Raw genomic sequence first — 18,132 nt, 5'->3', positions numbered from 1 at the left:
CCCTATCCACAAAGAAAGGAGAAATAACATGGCATACGCCACAACGAACCCGTACACCGGGGAACTGATCAAAACCTTTCCTGATGCCACCGATGCAGAAGTTTCATCAGCGATTGAACATGCGCATGCTACTTTTCTGACATGGAAAAACACATCGTTCGCCGAACGACGCGCCGTCATACAACGCGCGGCCGATTTGCTGCGTAAAGACAGCGATGAACATGCGAAACTGCTGACGCTGGAAATGGGGAAACTGTTCACTGAAGCGAAGGCCGAAGTCGAACTGTCTGCCCAGATTTTTGAATATTACGCCAAAAACGCCGAATCCCTGCTGGCGCCGGAAAAACTTCCGGTGGCCGATCCTGCCGAAGGCGACGCGGTGGTATACCATGACCCGCTTGGGGTTCTACTGGCGATCGAACCCTGGAACTTCCCGTACTACCAGATTGCCCGCATCATTGCGCCGCAACTGTCCGCCGGCAACACCATTCTGTTGAAGCATGCCTCGAACGTTCCACAGAGCGCGGCGCGTTTCGAACGCCTGATGCTTGAGGCAGGCTTGCCCGCTGGCGGATTCAAAAATCTGTATGCCACGCGCAGCCAGATTGAATTAATCCTCAACGATCCGCGCGTTCAGGGCGTGGCGCTGACCGGTTCCGAAGATGCCGGCGCGCTTGTCGCGCAGCAGGCCGCTAAAGCCCTCAAGAAATCGACGCTCGAACTGGGCGGCGCGGATGCATTTGTCGTTCTGGCCGATGCCGAACTGCAAAAAACCGCAAAATGGGCGGTATTCGGGCGTCACTGGAATGGCGGACAAGTGTGCGTATCGTCCAAACGCATGATCATCGTCGATGAAGTCTATGATGACTTCCTTAAGCTGTATACCGACGGCGTAGCGGGATTACGCGCAGGCGATCCGCTGTCGCCCGAAACCACGCTTGCCCCGCTCTCTTCACAGAAAGCCGCCGATGAAGTCAAAGAAAAGATTCAGTTCGCCGTGGATCATGGCGCGACGGCAACCGAAGTCGGTCCTAAAGTGCCGGAAAGCGGCGCGTTCGTCCAACCCACGATTCTGACCGACATCACGCCGGATAATCCGGCTTATTACATGGAGTTTTTCGGGCCGGTATCTATGCTTTTCCGCGCCAAAGATGAAGACGACGCCATCCGTATCGCCAATGACTCTCCCTTTGGTTTAGGCGGTTCCGTCTTTACTCAGGATGAGCAGCATGGCGCAGAAGTGGCGAAAAAAATCTCCACCGGGATGATCTTCGTTAACCATCCGACCATGGTTAAGGCCGATCTGCCGTTCGGCGGCGTACGCCGCTCCGGATATGGACGTGAATTAATTGGGTTGGGCATCAAAGAATTCGTTAACCACAAACTAATCAACATTGTTGATATTGATGCTGAATTCTAATTTTTTCCGTTCCTGACGCAACGACCTGTATGCGATATTTTCTCTGCGAAAAGTCAAAATACAGGTCTTTGCTTTTAATCAGCGAACTTAAATATAAGAGAATATTATGGCAACTATACATCTCGTCGGTATTGCCGGCAGTTTACGTCAGAAATCAACGAATAAAGGATTACTGCGGGCCGCGCAGTCGGTATTACCTGACAATGTATCACTGGATATCGCCGATTTAAGCGACGTGCCGTTTTATAATGCGGACATTACCGAGCAACCGGAATCGGTGCAACGCATCATTCAGCAGGTCAAAAAAGCAGACGGCCTGGTTCTCGCCTGTACCGAATATAATTATTCCCTGGCGCCGGCGTTAAAGAATATTCTGGATTGGCTGTCGCGTGTTGAAGACAACACATTACTGGCAGGAAAACCGGTGGCAATAATGGGTTCCGGCGGCGGTATGGGAACGTCTCGCGCTCAGTACCATTTGCGTCAGGTTTGCGTGTTCCTTGATTTACATCCCTTGAATAAGCCGGAAGTGTTCTCAAATGCCTATAGCGGTAGTTTCGATGCAGACGGCAATCTTATTGACGAAAAAATCAAGGGACTGATATCACAACAGATATCGGCGTTAGCAGGCACCATTAGCAAGGCATAATGGCGAGATCGGTTTCGATAAAACAGGCCAGCATATACCGCTTAAAAGCACAATCGACACAGGTAATACAACACCAATGATGCTAACCGAATATGCTGACCACTATGGACGCTTAAATAAAATCAAATTAAGCCGGAAAATAACTTATTGAGTGTTCGGGAGTATCATTCTTTGCATGGATGATTAAATCCCAATCGCCAGTATAAGGAACGGTTAAATAAACTTCATCCTCAGCACTCACGCTAATAGCGTCTTGTAAAGCGGCTTTATTCTGAGTATCCGTTGTATGTGAACCATTAATCATTTCAAGATCAAAAGCGTTGGAACAACGAACAATTAGCGTATCACCACCAAAAAGACTCATACACGTGCGAATTACAGACATACATCCTCCGCGGCACACAGCCATTAGCATGCCTTTATGAAACATAATCTATGGAGCAATTTTCCCTCAACGGGATTTTCATAAGAGCAAAATACATACCGACGGATTATGATTTAGATCAATTTATTTCCACGTTTCTACAGCATCGACAATAAAATAAGATGAAGCCATAAACGGCTAAATTTCATTAGGCTTTGTGATAATCAGCATAAATATAATCATAAACGGCCCATGCCCGGCATTTCACAGAAGAAAGTATGGCACACGTCACGGAATAGTATTTTTTACCAATGATAATCCCAATTTTGGCGTAAACCACCAGGTTGGTAAAATCTGATTCTCCCCTGCTTAACCCTATCGATATTTTATCGCGCCAGAGAAAATCGAACGCGACAACCTGACGGATGGAAAACAGCAACGCGTCTCGGTCATGGTCAGCCTGTTGTCTGCGCCTGATGTTGCTCGCTGACGGACAGAAATTGCGCCGCCAGAAAAATTACCCCTACGCCGACAAGGCAAAAAATCAGCCCGCCGTACCCCATAAGGGACACGACGCCGCCGGTCAGCGCCGGTCCCGTTACACTGCCGGCGCCCCAGACAACGCCGAAAACCGAATTGACGACAATGAGTTTCTGCCCGGCAAAACGTTTCCCAGCGCGCACAAGCGACAACGTATAGATAGCGCCGGCCGCCGCGCCCAGAATAAAGCAGTTAAGGAACATCATATGCAGGGAATTGAACGCCAGAGGCAACAGCGTCAGCAGGATACAGAATATGACGCCACAGCTGATATGAACGCGCCTGACGCCAAATTTATCCGCCATCCATCCCATAACGGGTTGCAGCAGCGCATCCCCCAGGAAAATAACGGTAACCAGAAGCGCAGCGGTTTGTTCCGTCAAGCCGTTTGCCATGCCATAAAGCGGAAATAGCGATAACACGCTGGCGTCAAAAAAGGAAAAACACAGTACGCCCACGGCAATGGCCGTCACGGTTTTCAATATGCGACGATAAACGATCGGCGTTTTCTCTTCCGAACGGACAAGGTCGCGACACGGAACAATCAGCAATGCACACACGGCGGTCGTAATACCGATCGACCAGACCGCCATCCCCGCGTAGGCATCACCGGCCACAATCAGCAACGGCCCAACCAGTTGAAATCCGGTAAATGCGGAGGTGTAAATACCGGTGAATGTCGCCTTGTAGCGATCCGATGCCGCCCCGGCGATCCAACTTTCGCCGATGACAATCACAATGCCGCTGGCAAGTCCCGTCACCAGACGAGGGAAAATCAATGTCAGGGGATCGCTCAACAGGCACGATGCCACCGTTGAGGCGGAGAGAAACATCAGACTCAACACCAGCAGTATTTTCACTTTCATCCGCCGGCTGAGCATCGGCGTAATAAACGATGAAATAAACATGCCCGCCGCCGGAAGCGCTGAAATCAGCCCCAGCAATGCCGCCCCATGCCCCAACGCAGCCAGGCGCAGGCTGATAAGCGGCAATGTGTAACCCGTGATCAATCCCACCAGCGATGCGGCGATAATCATCATCAAGGTGAAATAATGCTGCTGATGTTTGGAAGAAAAAATCATTGCGCGTTCAACTGCTGGCTGACCTGATGGATGAAGATAGCACGTCAGATTGCGCAAGAGATAGCCGGAAATGACCGGCCGCGCTTGAGAAAGAAAAGGCAAAAACAACGGGAGACAGGATTGGACAATGGTTAAATACAAAAACAGAACGATTTTTGCGCAAAAACGGTTTATCGGCAAACCAAAGGGGCCGCATGGCCCCTTTGGGGAGCAGCAAAAAAGTGATTACATGTTATCGATGATGTCCTGCGCGAACTCGCTACATTTCCGCAGCTTAGCGCCTTCCATCAGACGTTCGAAATCGTAGGTCACGGTCTTGTTCTTGATCGCCCCTTCAACGCCTTTAACAATCAGGTCGGCGGCTTCGAACCATTGCAGATGGCGCAGCATCATTTCCGCGGACAGAATAATGGAACCTGGGTTCACTTTATCCTGACCGGCATACTTCGGCGCGGTGCCGTGAGTGGCTTCAAACAGCGCGCATTCGTCGCCGATATTGGCGCCCGGCGCGATGCCGATACCGCCAACCTGCGCCGCCAACGCGTCGGAAATATAGTCGCCGTTCAGGTTCATACAGGCGATAACATCATACTCGGCGGGACGCAGCAGAATCTGTTGTAAAAACGCATCGGCAATCACGTCTTTAACGATAATGTCTTTACCGGTTTTCGGGTTCTTGATTTTAACCCAGGGTCCGCCGTCAATCAGTTCACCGCCGAACTCTTCGCGCGCCAGTTGGTAGCCCCAGTCTTTAAAGGCGCCCTCGGTGAATTTCATGATATTGCCTTTATGAACCAGCGTGAGCGAGTCGCGATCGTTGGTGATGGCATATTCAATCGCCGCGCGCACCAGGCGCTTCGTTCCTTCCTCGGAACAAGGTTTGATGCCGATGCCGCAATGTTGCGGGAAACGGATTTTATGCACGCCCATTTCATCGCGCAGGAACTTAATCACTTTATCCGCTTCCGCGGAATCCGCTTTCCATTCGATACCGGCATAAATATCTTCGGCGTTTTCACGGAAGATCACCATATCGGTCAGTTCCGGGTGTTTTACCGGGCTTGGCGTACCTTCGTAATAGCGCACCGGACGCAAGCAGATATACAGATCCAGTTGCTGGCGCAATGCGACGTTCAGAGAGCGAATGCCGCCGCCGACCGGCGTGGTTAACGGCCCTTTGATCGCCACCCGATATTCACGAATCAGATCCAGCGTTTCTTCCGGCAGCCACACGTCTTTGCCATAAACCTGCGTTGATTTTTCGCCGGTATAAATTTCCATCCAGGAAATTGCGCGTTTGCCTTGATAAGCTTTTTTGACTGCGGCATTAACCACGTCGATCATCGCCGGCGTAACGTCAACACCAATGCCGTCCCCTTCGATAAAGGGGATCACCGGATTATCGGGAACGTTCAATTTGCCCTGGCCATCAACCGTGATCTTTTGACCCGCTGTCGGTACCACTACTTTGCTTTCCATTAACCTCTCCTTCGAGCGCAATTTTGTTAATGACTTGTAAGATGTGAGTCGATACTACTTGAATATTTTGCCCGCGCCAATCGCAAACCTTTTCGAGTATAATGCTTTTGTTATCCGCGGCTATAAAGATGATGAATAAATTCCCTGTTAAAAATCACCGAGTTAAACGATTCAGCTCCCAACCTGCGAAAAAACGCGGGCATCAGGAGCCCCGGCGTATCGTCTTGTTCAATAAACCCTTTGATGTGCTGCCGCAATTCACCGATGAGGCCGGCCGATCCACGCTGAAAGACTATATCCCGATTCGCGGCGTTTACGCGGCCGGCCGTTTGGACCGCGACAGCGAAGGACTGATGATCCTCACTAATGATGGAAAACTTCAGTCTAAACTCACCGACCCCATCCATAAAACAGCAAAAACCTATTATGCTCAGGTTGAAGGGGTTCCGGATGAAAATGCACTTACCCAGTTCCGTAGCGGTCTTGAGCTTAAAGACGGTAAAACTTTACCCGCCGGCGCCGAAATCGTGCCGGAGCCTGACTGGCTGTGGGAGCGGGTCCCGCCTATTCGGCAGCGAAAAAGCATTCCCGTCTGCTGGCTAAAAATCACCCTGCATGAAGGTCGCAACCGTCAGGTGCGGCGCATGACGGCAAATATTGGCTACCCCACGCTGCGTCTGATCCGCTATGGCATGGCTAATCAGATTGTGGAAGGCCTGTTACCCGGAGAATGGAAGGAGATCGTCGATGTTTAAACCGCACGTTACCGTTGCCTGCGTGGTGCAGGCGGAAAACCATTTTCTGGTGGTCGAAGAGTTGATTAACGATAAACTGCTGTGGAATCAACCCGCCGGGCATCTGGAAGCCGACGAAACGCTCATTCAGGCCGCCGGCCGCGAGCTGTGGGAAGAAACGGGCATTCAGGCTGAACCACAGAGCTTCCTGCAATTGCACCAATGGATCGCGCCTGACCGCACGCCGTTCCTGCGGTTCTGCTTTGCCCTCGATCTGCCGTATAAAATGGCAACGCAGCCTCACGACAGCGATATAGAGTGCTGTCGCTGGTTGACGGCGGAGGAAATTATCCACTCCGGCCAATTGCGATCGCCGTTGGTCGCGGAGAGTATTCGTCGCTATCAGCAGCCTGAACGTTACCCGTTAACGCTGCTTGGCGCGTTTAACTGGCCGTTTTAGCGAATGATGCCGCAGGAATAGCGGTGCAGGCCCAGCCGCAACATGATAAAATGCGCGGCTTGTTTTTTGCTTCAAGTTCAGTTCGCGAGACGTCCATGTCAGATAACAGCCAGAAAAAAGTGATTGTCGGTATGTCCGGCGGTGTTGATTCATCCGTTTCCGCTTACCTGTTGCAGCAACAGGGCTACCAGGTTGAAGGCCTGTTCATGAAAAACTGGGAAGAGGACGACGACACGGAGTATTGTTCCGCGGCAGCCGACCTTGCCGACGCGCAGGCCGTCTGCGACAAGCTCGGTATGACGCTGCATACCGTCAATTTCGCGGCCGAATACTGGGATAACGTCTTTGAATTGTTCCTGGCGGAGTACAAGGCGGGCCGCACGCCCAACCCCGATATCCTGTGCAATAAAGAAATCAAATTCAAAGCCTTTCTTGAATTCGCCGCCGAAGATTTAGGCGCGGATTACATTGCTACCGGCCACTATGTCCGCCGTCAGGATGTCGAGGGGAAAAGCCGTTTACTGCGTGGCACGGACGGGAATAAAGACCAGAGTTACTTCCTCTACACCCTCAGCCACGAACAGATCGCGCAGAGTTTATTCCCGGTGGGCGAACTGGAGAAACCCCAGGTTCGCGATATTGCGCAACAACTGGCGTTGGCCACGGCCAAAAAGAAAGACTCCACCGGCATTTGCTTCATCGGCGAGCGTAAATTCACCGAGTTTCTCTCGCGCTATCTGCCGGCGCAGCCGGGCCCGATACTGTCCGTTGATGACAACAAACCCATGGGACAGCATCAGGGGCTGATGTATCACACCCTGGGTCAGCGCAAAGGATTAGGGATCGGCGGCGTCAAAGATGGCGGCGAAGATCCCTGGTATGTGGTGGATAAAGACGTAGAAAATAACATTTTGTACGTTGCTCAGGGACATGAACACCCTCGCCTGATGTCATACGGTTTAATCGCCCAGCAGTTGCATTGGGTCGATCGTCAGCCAGTCACCGCGGAATTCCGCTGCGTCGTCAAGACCCGTTATCGTCAGGCGGACATCCCGTGTACGGTTACCCCGCTGGGGGAAGATCGCATAACCGTTCGCTTCGATGAGCCGGTCGCGGCCGTGACGCCGGGACAGTCGGCCGTGTTCTATCTGGGCGACGTTTGTCTGGGCGGCGGCATTATTGAAGAACGTTTACAGGAGTAGTCGTGGCTAAGAATTATCATGATATTACGCTCGCGCTCGCGGGTATCTGCCAGTCCGCTCATCTGGTGCAGCAGTTGGCCCATACCGGCAACTGCGACCATGAGATTCTGCACACGTCGCTCAATAGTATTCTGATTGTAAACCCGGCCTCGACGCTGGCGGTTTATGGCGATGCGGAAAGCAATCTGAAAACCGGGCTGGAAACCCTGCTGGGCATATTGAACACCAACGGTAAAGGCCAGGGCGCCGAACTGTCGCGCTATGCTTTCAGCCTGATAACGCTGGAGCGGAAACTGCACGGCAAGAAAACGGCGCTCGACGAACTGGGCAAACGCATTGGCCAACTGGAGCGTCAGTTGGAGCATTTTGAACTGCTCTCTGATACGATCATCAGCGCGCTGGCCGGCATTTATGTGGATGTCATCAGTACGTTGGGGCCGCGTATCCAGGTTACCGGTTCGCCGGAGGTGCTGAAAAACAGCCAGATTCAGGCCAAAGTGCGCGCCGCGCTGCTGGCCGGCATCCGTTCCGCGGTGCTATGGCAGCAGATTGGCGGCGGACGCCTGCAACTGATGTTCTCCCGCAGCCATCTGGTGAAAGAAGCGAAACTTATATTGGCGCGTTGCTGATCAACGATGAATCTGCGGGCTTGCTATCCTCGTTAATCGCCGTATCCGCCGACGCAACACCATCGCTCAACAGCCGTTCCCCGCCGCGCGGGGATTGCGAAATGCGGGATGTTTGCCGTCGGCATGAACTATTATTTTTATTGAAACCAATCCCAGGAGTTGCTTGCGATGGAATTATCCTCACTGACCGCCGTTTCCCCGATAGATGGCCGCTACGGCGATAAAGTCAGCTCGCTGCGCGCTATTTTCAGCGAATTCGGTTTGCTGAAATTCCGCGTACAGGTTGAAGTACGTTGGCTGCAAAAGTTGGCGGCCTGTGCAGAAATCCAGGAAGTTCCTGCATTTGATGCCGACGCAAACGCTTTCCTCGACCGAATCGTCGCTGAATTCAACGAACAGGATGCGGCGCGCATTAAAACCATCGAGCGCACCACCAACCATGACGTGAAGGCCGTCGAATATTTTCTGAAGGAAAAAGTCGCCGCCGTTCCGTCGCTGCACGCCGTCAGCGAATTCATTCACTTCGCCTGTACCTCGGAAGATATCAACAACCTGTCTCATGCGCTGATGCTGGATACCGCCCGCCGTGAGGTGATTCTTCCCCAGTGGCGCAAAATCATTGACGCCCTGGCCGACTTGTCCCTGCAATATCGTGATATTCCCCTGCTGTCGCGCACCCACGGGCAACCCGCCACGCCGTCCACCATCGGTAAAGAGTTCGCCAACGTGACCTACCGGATGGAGCGCCAATATCGTCAGCTTCAGCAGATTGAAATTCTGGGTAAAATCAACGGCGCCGTCGGCAACTACAACGCGCATCTCGCCGCCTACCCGGAAATCGACTGGCATCGGTTCAGCGAAAGTTTCGTCACGTCGCTGGGCATCGCCTGGAACCCGTACACCACGCAGATCGAACCGCATGATTACATTGCGGAATTGTTTGACTGCATCGCTCGCTTCAACACCATTCTGATCGACTTCGACCGCGATATCTGGGGTTACATCGCCCTGAACCACTTCAAGCAGAAAACCATCGCCGGTGAGATCGGTTCGTCCACCATGCCGCATAAAGTTAACCCGATTGATTTCGAAAACTCGGAAGGCAACCTGGGATTAGCCAATGCCGTGTTGGGCCATTTGGCCGGGAAATTGCCGGTCTCCCGCTGGCAGCGCGACCTGACCGACTCCACGGTGCTGCGTAACCTGGGCGTGGGCGTGGGCTATGCGCTGATCGCTTATCAATCAACGTTAAAAGGCATCAGCAAGCTGGAGGTCAACCGCGACCACCTGCGCGAAGAGCTGGATCACAACTGGGAAGTGCTGGCTGAACCCATTCAAACCGTAATGCGTCGATACGGTATTGAAAAACCTTACGAAAAACTGAAAGAGCTGACGCGCGGCAAACGCGTGGATGCGGCCGGCATTCAGGCGTTTATCGACGGTCTGGACCTGCCCGAAGCGGAAAAGGCGCGGCTGAAAACGCTGACGCCGGCAAATTATATCGGCCGCGCCATTCAAATGGTCGACGATTTGCAATAAGGCTCATGCGACAGGCGGACCGCTCGTCCGCCTGTTACCCGGTTCCTTCGTTCTCCTGTTTATCCGTCGTTTATTATCCCTGTGGATAATTTGCCAGATAAAAATCAAATCATATAATTAATTCCGATTGCGTATGACTATGATACGTAAGCGGTGTTTACTTATAACCGTCTTACCCGTTTGACAGAGAAGCTGAGGAAATAGCGATGCGCATTCTGGTCGTCGAAGATAACGTTTTATTACGTCATCACCTTACCGTGCAAATGAATGAAATGGGACATCAGGTCGACGCCGCCGCGGGCGCCAAAGAGGCCGATTTTTTCCTGCACGAACACTCGCCGGATATTGCGATTATCGACCTCGGCCTGCCGGATGAAGATGGCATGAGTATGATTCGCCGCTGGCGCTCACAGCAGATCAAGCTGCCCATTCTGGTGCTGACCGCCCGGGAAGGCTGGCAGGACAAAGTGGCCGTGTTGGAAGCCGGCGCGGATGACTACGTGACCAAGCCGTTTCATATGGAAGAGGTGGTCGCCCGTTTACAGGCATTGATGCGCCGCAATAGCGGGCTGGCGTCGCAGATTATCAGTCTATCGCCGTTTGAAATCGATCTGTCGCGACGAGAAGTGATGATCAACGGCGCGCCGGTCAAGCTGACCGCCTTTGAATACACCATCATCGAGACGCTGATCCGCAACAACGGAAAAGTGGTCAGCAAGGAATCATTGATGTTGCAGCTCTACCCCGATGCCGAGCTGCGCGAGAGCCATACCATTGATGTATTAATGGGACGCCTGCGCAAAAAAATACAGAACGCCGGCTCTGCGGATGTCATTACCACGGTGCGCGGCCAGGGTTATCGTTTCGATCTGAACGCCGGTCAGGCCAAAAATGAGTGATCGAAAATCGCCGCAAGCCGTTTCCAACGACGCCCGCCATAACAAATTCCCCTTTTCGCTGCGCGTGCGTTTTTTACTCGCGACCGTCGCTATCGTTCTGGCGTTATCGCTGTCTTACGGCGTCGTCGCCATCATCGGTTACAGCATCAATTTCGATAAAACGTCATTCCGTCTGCTGCGCGGGGAAAGTAATCTGTTTTACCGACTGGCTCAGTGGCGAGACGGCCAATTAACCATCGCGACGCCGCCGGATATCGATAACAACTTCCCTACGCTGGTTTTAATTTACGACCAGCAGGGCAACATACTCTGGCGTGAACGAGAAGTCCCGCAGTTGGAAGCGATGATCAAACCCGAATGGCTGGAAAAAACGGCTTATCATGAGTTGGATATCGATACCAAGACCAGCAGCGCCGTACTGAAAGAAAATACGTTGCTGTTGAATAGTCTGCGGGCGCTCAACGGCGTCTACTCGCATACGCTGACCCACTCCGTCGCCGTCAATGTCTATCCGCGCACCGAACATCTTCCGCCTCTGACCATCGTGGTTGTCGACCGGATCCCGCAGGAATTGCAACAGGAGGATATCGTCTGGGAATGGTTCGGTTACGTTATTATCGCCAACCTGATTCTGGTCTTCCCGTTGCTGTGGCTGGGCGCGCACTGGAGTCTGCGGCCTATCAAACACCTGGTCAGGCAAATTGCCGAGCTGGAAAACGGCACGCGTGAACAATTGGATGAAAATCCGCCGCGGGAGTTATACAGCCTGGTGAAAAACCTGAATATCCTGTTGAATAACGAGCGCCGGCGTTATCACAAATACCGCACCACCCTGACCGACCTCACCCATAGTCTGAAAACGCCGCTGGCCGTGCTGCAAACCACGCTGCGGGCGTTACGCACCGGCAAGGAAATCAATATCGATCAGGCCGAGCCGCTGATGCTGGCGCAGATCAGCCGAATATCGCAACAGATTGGCTACTATCTGCACCGCGCCAGCGTACGTTCCGAACACCATATGCTGATGCGTGAGGTGCATTCCGTACCCGCCATGCTGGACGGCCTCTGCTCCGCGCTGAATAAAGTTTATCAACGTAAAGGCGTGGTGCTGACGCTGGACATCTCTCCCGAACTGACCTTTGTCGGTGAAAAAAACGACTTTATGGAGATACTGGGCAACGTGTTGGATAACGCCTGCAAATACTGCCTGGAATTTGTGGAGATCAGCGCCCAGTATTCCGACCACAAACTGCACCTGATCATTGATGATGACGGCCCCGGCATACCGGAAAGCAAGCGCGAACTTATTTTTCAGCGCGGGCAGCGCGCCGACCGGCTGCGCCCCGGTCAGGGCATCGGTCTGTCGGTCGCCGCCGAAATTATTGAACAATATCAGGGTGAAATCATTATCAGCGACAGCGCGTTAGGGGGCGCTCGCGTCGAGGCGATCTTCTCCCGTCAGAATCTTGCTTAGAATGAGCGATGAAAGTCAGTACAGCTCACCGGGCTTCCGCTATAATTGCCGCCCGTCTCGTTTTCTGGAAGATATGGCATGGACTATCAACTCAATCTCGATTGGCCGGAATTTTTAGCGCACTACTGGCAAAAAAAACCGGTGATTATCAAACACGGTTTTAATCATTTTATCGACCCTATCTCACCAGATGAACTTGCCGGTCTGGCACTGGAAAATGAAGTCGACAGCCGACTGATTAGCCATCAGGACGGGCGCTGGCAGGTCAGCCACGGTCCGTTTGAAAGCTTCGATCATTTAGGCGAAAACAACTGGTCGCTGCTGGTTCAGGCCGTCGATCACTGGCACGAGCCGTCTACCGCGCTGATGCGCCCTTTCCGACGGTTGCCTGACTGGCGTCTTGACGATTTGATGATCTCATTTTCGGTGCCTGGCGGCGGCGTTGGCCCGCATCTGGACCAGTACGACGTTTTCATCATTCAGGGAACCGGACGTCGCCGCTGGCGCGTCGGCGCCAAAGTGCCGATGAAACAGCATTGCCCCCACCCTGACCTGCTCCAGGTCGATCCCTTCGAGGCCATCATCGATGAAGAGATGGAGCCGGGCGACATTCTCTATATTCCGCCGGGTTTCCCGCATGACGGCTACTCGCTGGAAGAGTCGCTCAATTATTCGGTGGGTTTTCGCGCCCCGAACGGCCGCGAACTGGTGAGCGGTTTCGCCGATTATGTGCTGTCCCGCGAACTCGGCAGCCGGCGTTACAGCGATCCGGAGATTCCCGCCCGCGCGCACCCCGCCACGGTGCTGCCGCAGGAATTGGAGCGCTTGCAGAAAATGATGCTGGAACTGGTGCAACAGCCCGAGCATTTCCAGAACTGGTTCGGTGAGTTTATTTCGCAATCCCGCCATGAACTCGATGTCGCGCCGCCGGAACCGCCTTATCAGGCGGAAGAAGTCCGTGACTTCCTGCAACAGGGCGAACTGCTGCGGCGTTTGGGCGGATTACGCGTACTGTGCGTCGGCGACGGCTGTTTCGTCAATGGCGAAAAGATCGACAGCCCGCACAAACAGGCGCTTATGGCGTTGGCCGAGCATCACGAAATCAGCGCGGCCCTCCTGGCGGAGGCGCTGGACGATGCGGCGTTTCTCGCTAAATTGACCGCCTTGGTAAACAACGGCTATTGGTATTTTGCCGACTAAGGCGTTTATCGAATAAGGCGGGATAGCCCGCCTTAATTATTCGCTCACTGCGCTTTTGCGCGTAACGCCGTAAGTTCGGCGATGCGCATAATCACCGCCACGGCTTGCTCCATTCCTTCCAGCGTCACGAACTCATGCTTACCGTGATAGTTGTAGCCGCCGGTAAACAAATTAGGACAAGGCAGCCCCTGGAACGACAGATGAGCGCCGTCGGTACCGCCGCGAATCGGCTTTAATACCGGTTCGATATGGCAATCGCGCATGGCCTGCTGCGCCAGCGCAATAATATGCGGGTGTTGCTCTATCTGCTCGCGCATATTGTAGTAGCTGTCGGTTATCGTCACCTCGATATAACAATCAGGGTGCAGCCCCTTGCCGACTTTCTCGGCGATATCCAACATCTTCCGCTTACGTTTTTCAAACCCGTCGCGATCGAAATCCCGCACGATATAATGCAATTCCGCCCGCTCAACCACGCCTTTCATACTGTGCAGATGATAAAACCCCTGATAGCCGTCGGTATTTTCCGGCGTCTCATCAGCAGGGACTTCATAATGATATCGCGACGCCAGCGTCAGGGCGTTGACCATCACGCCTTTGGCGCTGCCGGGGTGGACATTATTGCCGACGATTTTCACCGTCACGGAGGCGGCGTTAAAGTTTTCATACTCAAGCTCGCCGAGGCCGCCGCCATCAACGGTATAAGCCCATTGCGCATCGAACGCGTCGACATCAAAAAAGTGGGCGCCCTTGCCGATCTCTTCATCCGGCGTAAAGGCAATCCGGATATCCCCGTGCGGAACCTGCCGTTTTTTCAGGCGCATCATCGCGGTAATAATTTCAGCGATGCCGGCCTTGTCATCCGCGCCCAGCAGCGTTTTGCCGTCGGTGGTAATCAGCGTATGGCCCAGTAGCTGGTGCAAGACGGGAAACATCACCGGCGAGAGCACTTCATCGCCGATGCCCAGCGCGATATCGCCGCCGCGATAATTTTCCAGAATCTGGGGGTTAACGTTCTTCCCGCTGTAGTCGGGAGAGGTATCCATATGAGAAATAAAACCAATAGCGGGTACCGACCAGGCGACATTGGAGGATAGCGTCGCCATGACGCAGCCATGTTTGCTTAACGTCACCTGCTCAAATCCCAGCTCAAGCAGTTCCTGTTGCAGCGCCCGGGCAAGTTTCAACTGTCCATCGGTACTCGGCACCTGCCGGACACCGGCTTTTGATTGAGTATCAAAAGAAACGTAATTTAAAAATCGATCGAGTAATTTATCCATCACTATGTGCCTCTTGAGCCCTGAATTTCATTATGGGGATGGCATCCATGGCAAATATTGCGTCAGGTCAGTTTTTACTGTGTTAACCCGCAGATGCGAAATGCCTGACCTCGCCCCATGCTCCGGTCAATTGCCGGATTAACGTCATAGTAAGGCACTTAATTGCCGTTTCTTCCAGTCGCGAGTTACAAAACCATCTCAATAAAATAACAATCACACAGCATAATGACCCGGCGTATTGTCCCGCCGATAAACTATTTACGCCTGTTCTCGATAAGTGTGGCGTCACAAGTTGGCGTTCAGTATGGTTTACCGTAGAATGCCGACCCTCAACTAAGCTCGTAGGCTGAAAGGTGATAACCCTTGGCATAGACCACGACGTTTCTCACGTGGATGCGCCATACTTGGAAACAGAGCAATAACCCTAAATGAAAGATAATCGTCCTGCTACTCCGGTCGTTGAACTGCTCGACGTCCATAAAAGTTTTGATGGCAAAGACATCATTTCTCACTTTAATCTCGCCATTAACAACGGTGAGTTTCTGACTATTCTCGGCCCTTCCGGCTGTGGAAAAACCACGGTGCTGCGCCTGATTGCCGGTCTGGAAAGCGTTGACGACGGCAATGTCATCCTGGAAAGCCAGGATATAACCCACCAGCCGGCCGAGCAGCGGCATGTTAATACCGTCTTCCAAAGCTATGCGTTATTTCCCCATCTGAGCGTTTTCGACAACGTCGCGTTCGGATTGCGGATGCAAAAAACGCCGGAAGCGGAAGTGCGGCCTCGCGTGCTGGAAGCGCTGAAAATGGTGCAGTTGGACGCATTGGCCCCGCGCCGCCCGCATCAGCTATCGGGCGGACAGCAACAGCGCGTAGCCATTGCCAGAGCGGTGGTGAATGAACCCAAGGTGCTGCTGTTGGACGAGCCGCTATCGGCGCTGGACTACAAGCTGCGCAAACAGATGCAAAACGAGCTGAAAGCGTTGCAGCGCACGCTGGGCATCACCTTCATCTTCGTGACCCACGATCAGGAAGAAGCGCTCACCATGTCCGATCGTATCGTGGTAATGCGCGAAGGCCGTATCGAGCAGGACGGCACGCCCCGCGAAATCTATGAAGAACCGCGAAACCTGTTTGTGGCCAGCTTTATCGGCGAAATCAATATTTTCGATGCGACCGTTATCGCCCCGTTGGATGCGCAACGCGTACGCGCGCACATTGAAGGCCGGGAATGCGTTATCACAGTCGGGTTTCCGGTCACTATCGGGCAACGCCTCAAGGTGTTGTTACGACCGGAAGATCTGCGCGTAGAAGAGATCCACGACAGCGCGCAGACCTCAGAGATCGTCGGCTATGTGCGCGAGCGCAATTATAAAGGGATGACGCTGGAGTCGAGCATTGAGTTGGAAAGCGGCAAACTGGTCATGGTCAGCGAGTTCTTTAACGAGGACGATCCCGATGTAGACCACTCGCTGAACCAAAAAGTGGCGGTGACCTGGGTTGAAAGCTGGGAGGTCGTTCTAAACGATGAAGACGTCGCGTAAACGCTTTCAAAATACCATTATCACCATCATTGTGGCCTGGCTGGTCTTGTTCGTGTTCATGCCCAATCTGATGATTATCGGCACCAGCTTTTTAACCCGTGACGATGCAAACTTTATCAGTCTGGTGTTTACGCTGGATAACTATACCCGGCTGGCCGACCCGATGTACGCCTCGGTGCTGCTGCATTCGCTGAACATGGCGGTGATTGCCACCTTGTGCTGCCTGATCCTCGGCTATCCTTTCGCGTTTATTCTGGCGCGCCTGCCGCAAAGGATCAGGCCGCTGCTGATGTTCCTGCTGATTGTGCCGTTCTGGACGAACTCGTTAATCCGCATTTACGGTCTGAAAGTGTTCCTGAGCACCCGCGGCTACCTGAACGAATTCCTGCTGTGGAGCGGTATCATAGAAACGCCGCTGCGCATCATGTATACGTCGGGCGCGGTGATCCTCGGGCTTATCTATATTCTGCTGCCGTTTATGGTGCTGCCGCTCTATTCCAGCATTGAAAAACTGGATAAGTCCTACCTTGAGGCGGCCCGTGATTTGGGCGCGAGTAAATGGCAGGCGTTTGTCAAAATCGTAATTCCACTGACCATGCCCGGCATTATCGCCGGCTGTTTGCTGGTTCTGCTGCCGGCGATGGGGCTATTTTTCGTCGCCGACCTGATGGGCGGCGCCAAAAACCTGCTCATCGGCAACGTGATTAAAAGTCAGTTCCTGAATATCCGCGACTGGCCGTTCGGCGCCGCCACCAGTATTTGTCTGACCTTGATCATGGGGCTGCTGCTATTTGTTTACTATCGCACCGCCCGGATGCTGAACAAACAAGGGGAACTGGAATGATAGGACGTCTGCTGCGCGGTGGATTTATGTCCATCATTTACGCCTATTTGTATATTCCCATCATCATTTTGATCGTGAATTCGTTCAATCAGGCGCGTTTCGGCATCAACTGGCAAGGTTTTACCCTAAGCTGGTATCAACTATTGCTGAATAACGACAGTCTGATCCAGGCCGCCCAGCACTCGCTCACCATGGCGGTCTTTTCGGCTACCTTCGCCACGCTGATCGGTTCGCTGACCGCGGTCGCGCTTTACCGCTACCGTTTTCGCGGCAAACCCTTTGTCAGCGGCATGCTGTTCGTGGTGATGATGTCGCCGGATATCGTGATGGCCATCTCCCTGCTGGTGCTGTTCATGCTGCTGGGCATATCGCTGGGATTCTGGTCGTTGCTTTTCTCCCACATCACCTTCTGCCTGCCCTTCGTGGTGGTCACCGTTTATTCACGGTTAAAAGGTTTCGATGTGCGTATGCTGGAAGCCGCGCGCGATCTGGGCGCCAGCGAGGCGATTATTCTGCGCAAAATCATTCTGCCGCTGGCGATGCCCGCGGTGGCGGCCGGCTGGCTGCTGAGTTTTACCCTGTCGATGGATGATGTGGTGGTGTCGTCATTCGTTACCGGGCCGTCATATGAAATTTTGCCGTTGAAAATTTATTCAATGGTGAAGGTGGGCGTCTCGCCCGAAGTGAATGCGCTGGCAACCATTCTGTTGATTCTTTCGCTGGTTCTGGTGCTCAGTAGTCAACTGATCCTGCGCGATCGCACCCAAAAATAATATTTGCCCTTTGGGAAAGG

Annotated in this window: 17 protein-coding genes; 13 read left to right on the top strand and 4 right to left on the bottom strand. The window is 53.1% G+C overall.

What is annotated here, in order from left to right:
* Positions 1-28 precede the first annotated feature (28 nt).
* On the top strand, positions 29-1,420 hold the full coding sequence (locus tag ABRZ28_RS05665) for an NAD-dependent succinate-semialdehyde dehydrogenase (protein WP_330519695.1): 1,392 nt from the start codon (positions 29-31) through the stop codon (positions 1,418-1,420).
* A 106-nt stretch (positions 1,421-1,526) separates the two neighbouring features.
* On the top strand, positions 1,527-2,069 hold the full coding sequence (locus ABRZ28_RS05660) for an NADPH-dependent FMN reductase (protein ID WP_319602612.1): 543 nt from the start codon (positions 1,527-1,529) through the stop codon (positions 2,067-2,069).
* Between the two features lie 127 nt (positions 2,070-2,196).
* On the opposite strand, the gene ABRZ28_RS05655 is transcribed toward ABRZ28_RS05660, so the two are convergent.
* The 3 genes from ABRZ28_RS05655 to icd all read right to left on the bottom strand — a co-directional run bounded on the left by ABRZ28_RS05655 (position 2,197) and on the right by icd (position 5,534).
* A complete protein-coding gene (locus ABRZ28_RS05655) occupies positions 2,197-2,454 on the bottom strand; it encodes a hypothetical protein (RefSeq protein ID WP_319602613.1) in 258 nt (85 codons plus the stop codon).
* A gap of 434 nt (positions 2,455-2,888) precedes the next feature.
* A complete protein-coding gene (locus ABRZ28_RS05650) occupies positions 2,889-4,052 on the bottom strand; it encodes an MFS transporter (RefSeq protein ID WP_442878676.1) in 1,164 nt (387 codons plus the stop codon).
* 228 nt (positions 4,053-4,280) lie between these two features.
* On the bottom strand, positions 4,281-5,534 hold the full coding sequence (gene icd / locus ABRZ28_RS05645; protein WP_319602615.1) for an NADP-dependent isocitrate dehydrogenase: 1,254 nt from the start codon (positions 5,532-5,534) through the stop codon (positions 4,281-4,283).
* Between the two features lie 101 nt (positions 5,535-5,635).
* On the opposite strand from icd, the gene rluE reads away from it, so the two are divergent.
* The 8 genes from rluE to ABRZ28_RS05605 all read left to right on the top strand — a co-directional run bounded on the left by rluE (position 5,636) and on the right by ABRZ28_RS05605 (position 13,671).
* Positions 5,636-6,289 (top strand): 23S rRNA pseudouridine(2457) synthase RluE, encoded by a 654-nt coding sequence (gene rluE / locus ABRZ28_RS05640; RefSeq protein ID WP_330519693.1) that lies wholly within the window; start codon positions 5,636-5,638, stop codon positions 6,287-6,289.
* Positions 6,282-6,728: an NUDIX domain-containing protein gene (locus tag ABRZ28_RS05635; protein WP_319602617.1), complete on the top strand. Its 447-nt coding sequence runs from the start codon at positions 6,282-6,284 to the stop codon at positions 6,726-6,728. Before rluE ends, ABRZ28_RS05635 begins: the two co-directional genes overlap by 8 nt.
* Positions 6,729-6,823: 95 nt before the next feature.
* Positions 6,824-7,930 carry a tRNA 2-thiouridine(34) synthase MnmA gene (mnmA, locus tag ABRZ28_RS05630; protein ID WP_319602618.1) on the top strand — a complete coding sequence of 369 codons (1,107 nt, stop codon included), beginning with the start codon at positions 6,824-6,826 and terminating at the stop codon, positions 7,928-7,930.
* A 2-nt stretch (positions 7,931-7,932) separates the two neighbouring features.
* A complete protein-coding gene (hflD, locus tag ABRZ28_RS05625; RefSeq protein WP_319602619.1) occupies positions 7,933-8,559 on the top strand; it encodes a high frequency lysogenization protein HflD in 627 nt (208 codons plus the stop codon).
* Between the two features lie 168 nt (positions 8,560-8,727).
* Positions 8,728-10,098, top strand: a complete 1,371-nt coding sequence (purB, locus tag ABRZ28_RS05620; protein WP_330519692.1) for an adenylosuccinate lyase — start codon at positions 8,728-8,730, stop codon at positions 10,096-10,098.
* A gap of 206 nt (positions 10,099-10,304) precedes the next feature.
* On the top strand, positions 10,305-10,997 hold the full coding sequence (gene phoP, locus ABRZ28_RS05615) for a two-component system response regulator PhoP (RefSeq protein WP_319602621.1): 693 nt from the start codon (positions 10,305-10,307) through the stop codon (positions 10,995-10,997).
* Positions 10,990-12,471 (top strand): two-component system sensor histidine kinase PhoQ, encoded by a 1,482-nt coding sequence (gene phoQ, locus ABRZ28_RS05610; RefSeq protein WP_330519691.1) that lies wholly within the window; start codon positions 10,990-10,992, stop codon positions 12,469-12,471. The genes phoP and phoQ overlap by 8 nt, the downstream gene beginning before the upstream one ends.
* A gap of 78 nt (positions 12,472-12,549) precedes the next feature.
* Positions 12,550-13,671 (top strand): ribosomal protein uL16 3-hydroxylase, encoded by a 1,122-nt coding sequence (locus ABRZ28_RS05605; protein ID WP_319602623.1) that lies wholly within the window; start codon positions 12,550-12,552, stop codon positions 13,669-13,671.
* 44 nt (positions 13,672-13,715) lie between these two features.
* Here ABRZ28_RS05605 and pepT read toward each other — a convergent pair whose 3' ends face one another.
* Positions 13,716-14,951 carry a peptidase T gene (gene pepT / locus ABRZ28_RS05600; protein ID WP_330519690.1) on the bottom strand — a complete coding sequence of 412 codons (1,236 nt, stop codon included), beginning with the start codon at positions 14,949-14,951 and terminating at the stop codon, positions 13,716-13,718.
* 428 nt (positions 14,952-15,379) lie between these two features.
* Here pepT and potA point away from each other — a divergent pair, with 428 nt between their 5' ends.
* The 3 genes from potA to potC are packed head-to-tail and all read left to right on the top strand — an operon-like array spanning position 15,380 to position 18,112.
* Positions 15,380-16,495: a spermidine/putrescine ABC transporter ATP-binding protein PotA gene (potA, locus tag ABRZ28_RS05595; protein WP_319602625.1), complete on the top strand. Its 1,116-nt coding sequence runs from the start codon at positions 15,380-15,382 to the stop codon at positions 16,493-16,495.
* A complete protein-coding gene (gene potB, locus ABRZ28_RS05590) occupies positions 16,479-17,339 on the top strand; it encodes a spermidine/putrescine ABC transporter permease PotB (protein ID WP_319602626.1) in 861 nt (286 codons plus the stop codon). The genes potA and potB overlap by 17 nt, the downstream gene beginning before the upstream one ends.
* Positions 17,336-18,112: a spermidine/putrescine ABC transporter permease PotC gene (gene potC / locus ABRZ28_RS05585; protein WP_319602627.1), complete on the top strand. Its 777-nt coding sequence runs from the start codon at positions 17,336-17,338 to the stop codon at positions 18,110-18,112. The genes potB and potC overlap by 4 nt, the downstream gene beginning before the upstream one ends.
* Positions 18,113-18,132: the final 20 nt, after the last annotated feature.

Origin of the sequence: Brenneria sp. g21c3 (genome assembly GCF_040240345.1) — a bacterium.
Lineage (GTDB): Bacteria > Pseudomonadota > Gammaproteobacteria > Enterobacterales > Enterobacteriaceae > Brenneria.
The sequence above is the reverse complement of the archived record's forward strand: the minus strand, read 5'-3'. Positions and strand labels throughout refer to the sequence as shown.

Bases quoted from the DNA above. Each gene is read 5' to 3' on its own strand.
- pepT (WP_330519690.1), bottom strand. From the start codon at position 14,951: ATGGATAAATTACTCGATCGATTTTTAAATTACGTTTCTTTTGATACT.
- ABRZ28_RS05655 (WP_319602613.1), bottom strand. From the start codon at position 2,454: ATGTCTGTAATTCGCACGTGTATGAGTCTTTTTGGTGGTGATACGCTA.
- potB (WP_319602626.1), top strand. From the start codon at position 16,479: ATGAAGACGTCGCGTAAACGCTTTCAAAATACCATTATCACCATCATT.
- icd (WP_319602615.1), bottom strand. From the start codon at position 5,534: ATGGAAAGCAAAGTAGTGGTACCGACAGCGGGTCAAAAGATCACGGTT.
- phoP (WP_319602621.1), top strand. From the start codon at position 10,305: ATGCGCATTCTGGTCGTCGAAGATAACGTTTTATTACGTCATCACCTT.
- phoQ (WP_330519691.1), top strand. From the start codon at position 10,990: ATGAGTGATCGAAAATCGCCGCAAGCCGTTTCCAACGACGCCCGCCAT.
- ABRZ28_RS05605 (WP_319602623.1), top strand. From the start codon at position 12,550: ATGGACTATCAACTCAATCTCGATTGGCCGGAATTTTTAGCGCACTAC.
- ABRZ28_RS05665 (WP_330519695.1), top strand. From the start codon at position 29: ATGGCATACGCCACAACGAACCCGTACACCGGGGAACTGATCAAAACC.
- ABRZ28_RS05660 (WP_319602612.1), top strand. From the start codon at position 1,527: ATGGCAACTATACATCTCGTCGGTATTGCCGGCAGTTTACGTCAGAAA.
- potC (WP_319602627.1), top strand. From the start codon at position 17,336: ATGATAGGACGTCTGCTGCGCGGTGGATTTATGTCCATCATTTACGCC.
- potA (WP_319602625.1), top strand. From the start codon at position 15,380: ATGAAAGATAATCGTCCTGCTACTCCGGTCGTTGAACTGCTCGACGTC.
- purB (WP_330519692.1), top strand. From the start codon at position 8,728: ATGGAATTATCCTCACTGACCGCCGTTTCCCCGATAGATGGCCGCTAC.
- mnmA (WP_319602618.1), top strand. From the start codon at position 6,824: ATGTCAGATAACAGCCAGAAAAAAGTGATTGTCGGTATGTCCGGCGGT.
- ABRZ28_RS05635 (WP_319602617.1), top strand. From the start codon at position 6,282: ATGTTTAAACCGCACGTTACCGTTGCCTGCGTGGTGCAGGCGGAAAAC.
- rluE (WP_330519693.1), top strand. From the start codon at position 5,636: ATGCTTTTGTTATCCGCGGCTATAAAGATGATGAATAAATTCCCTGTT.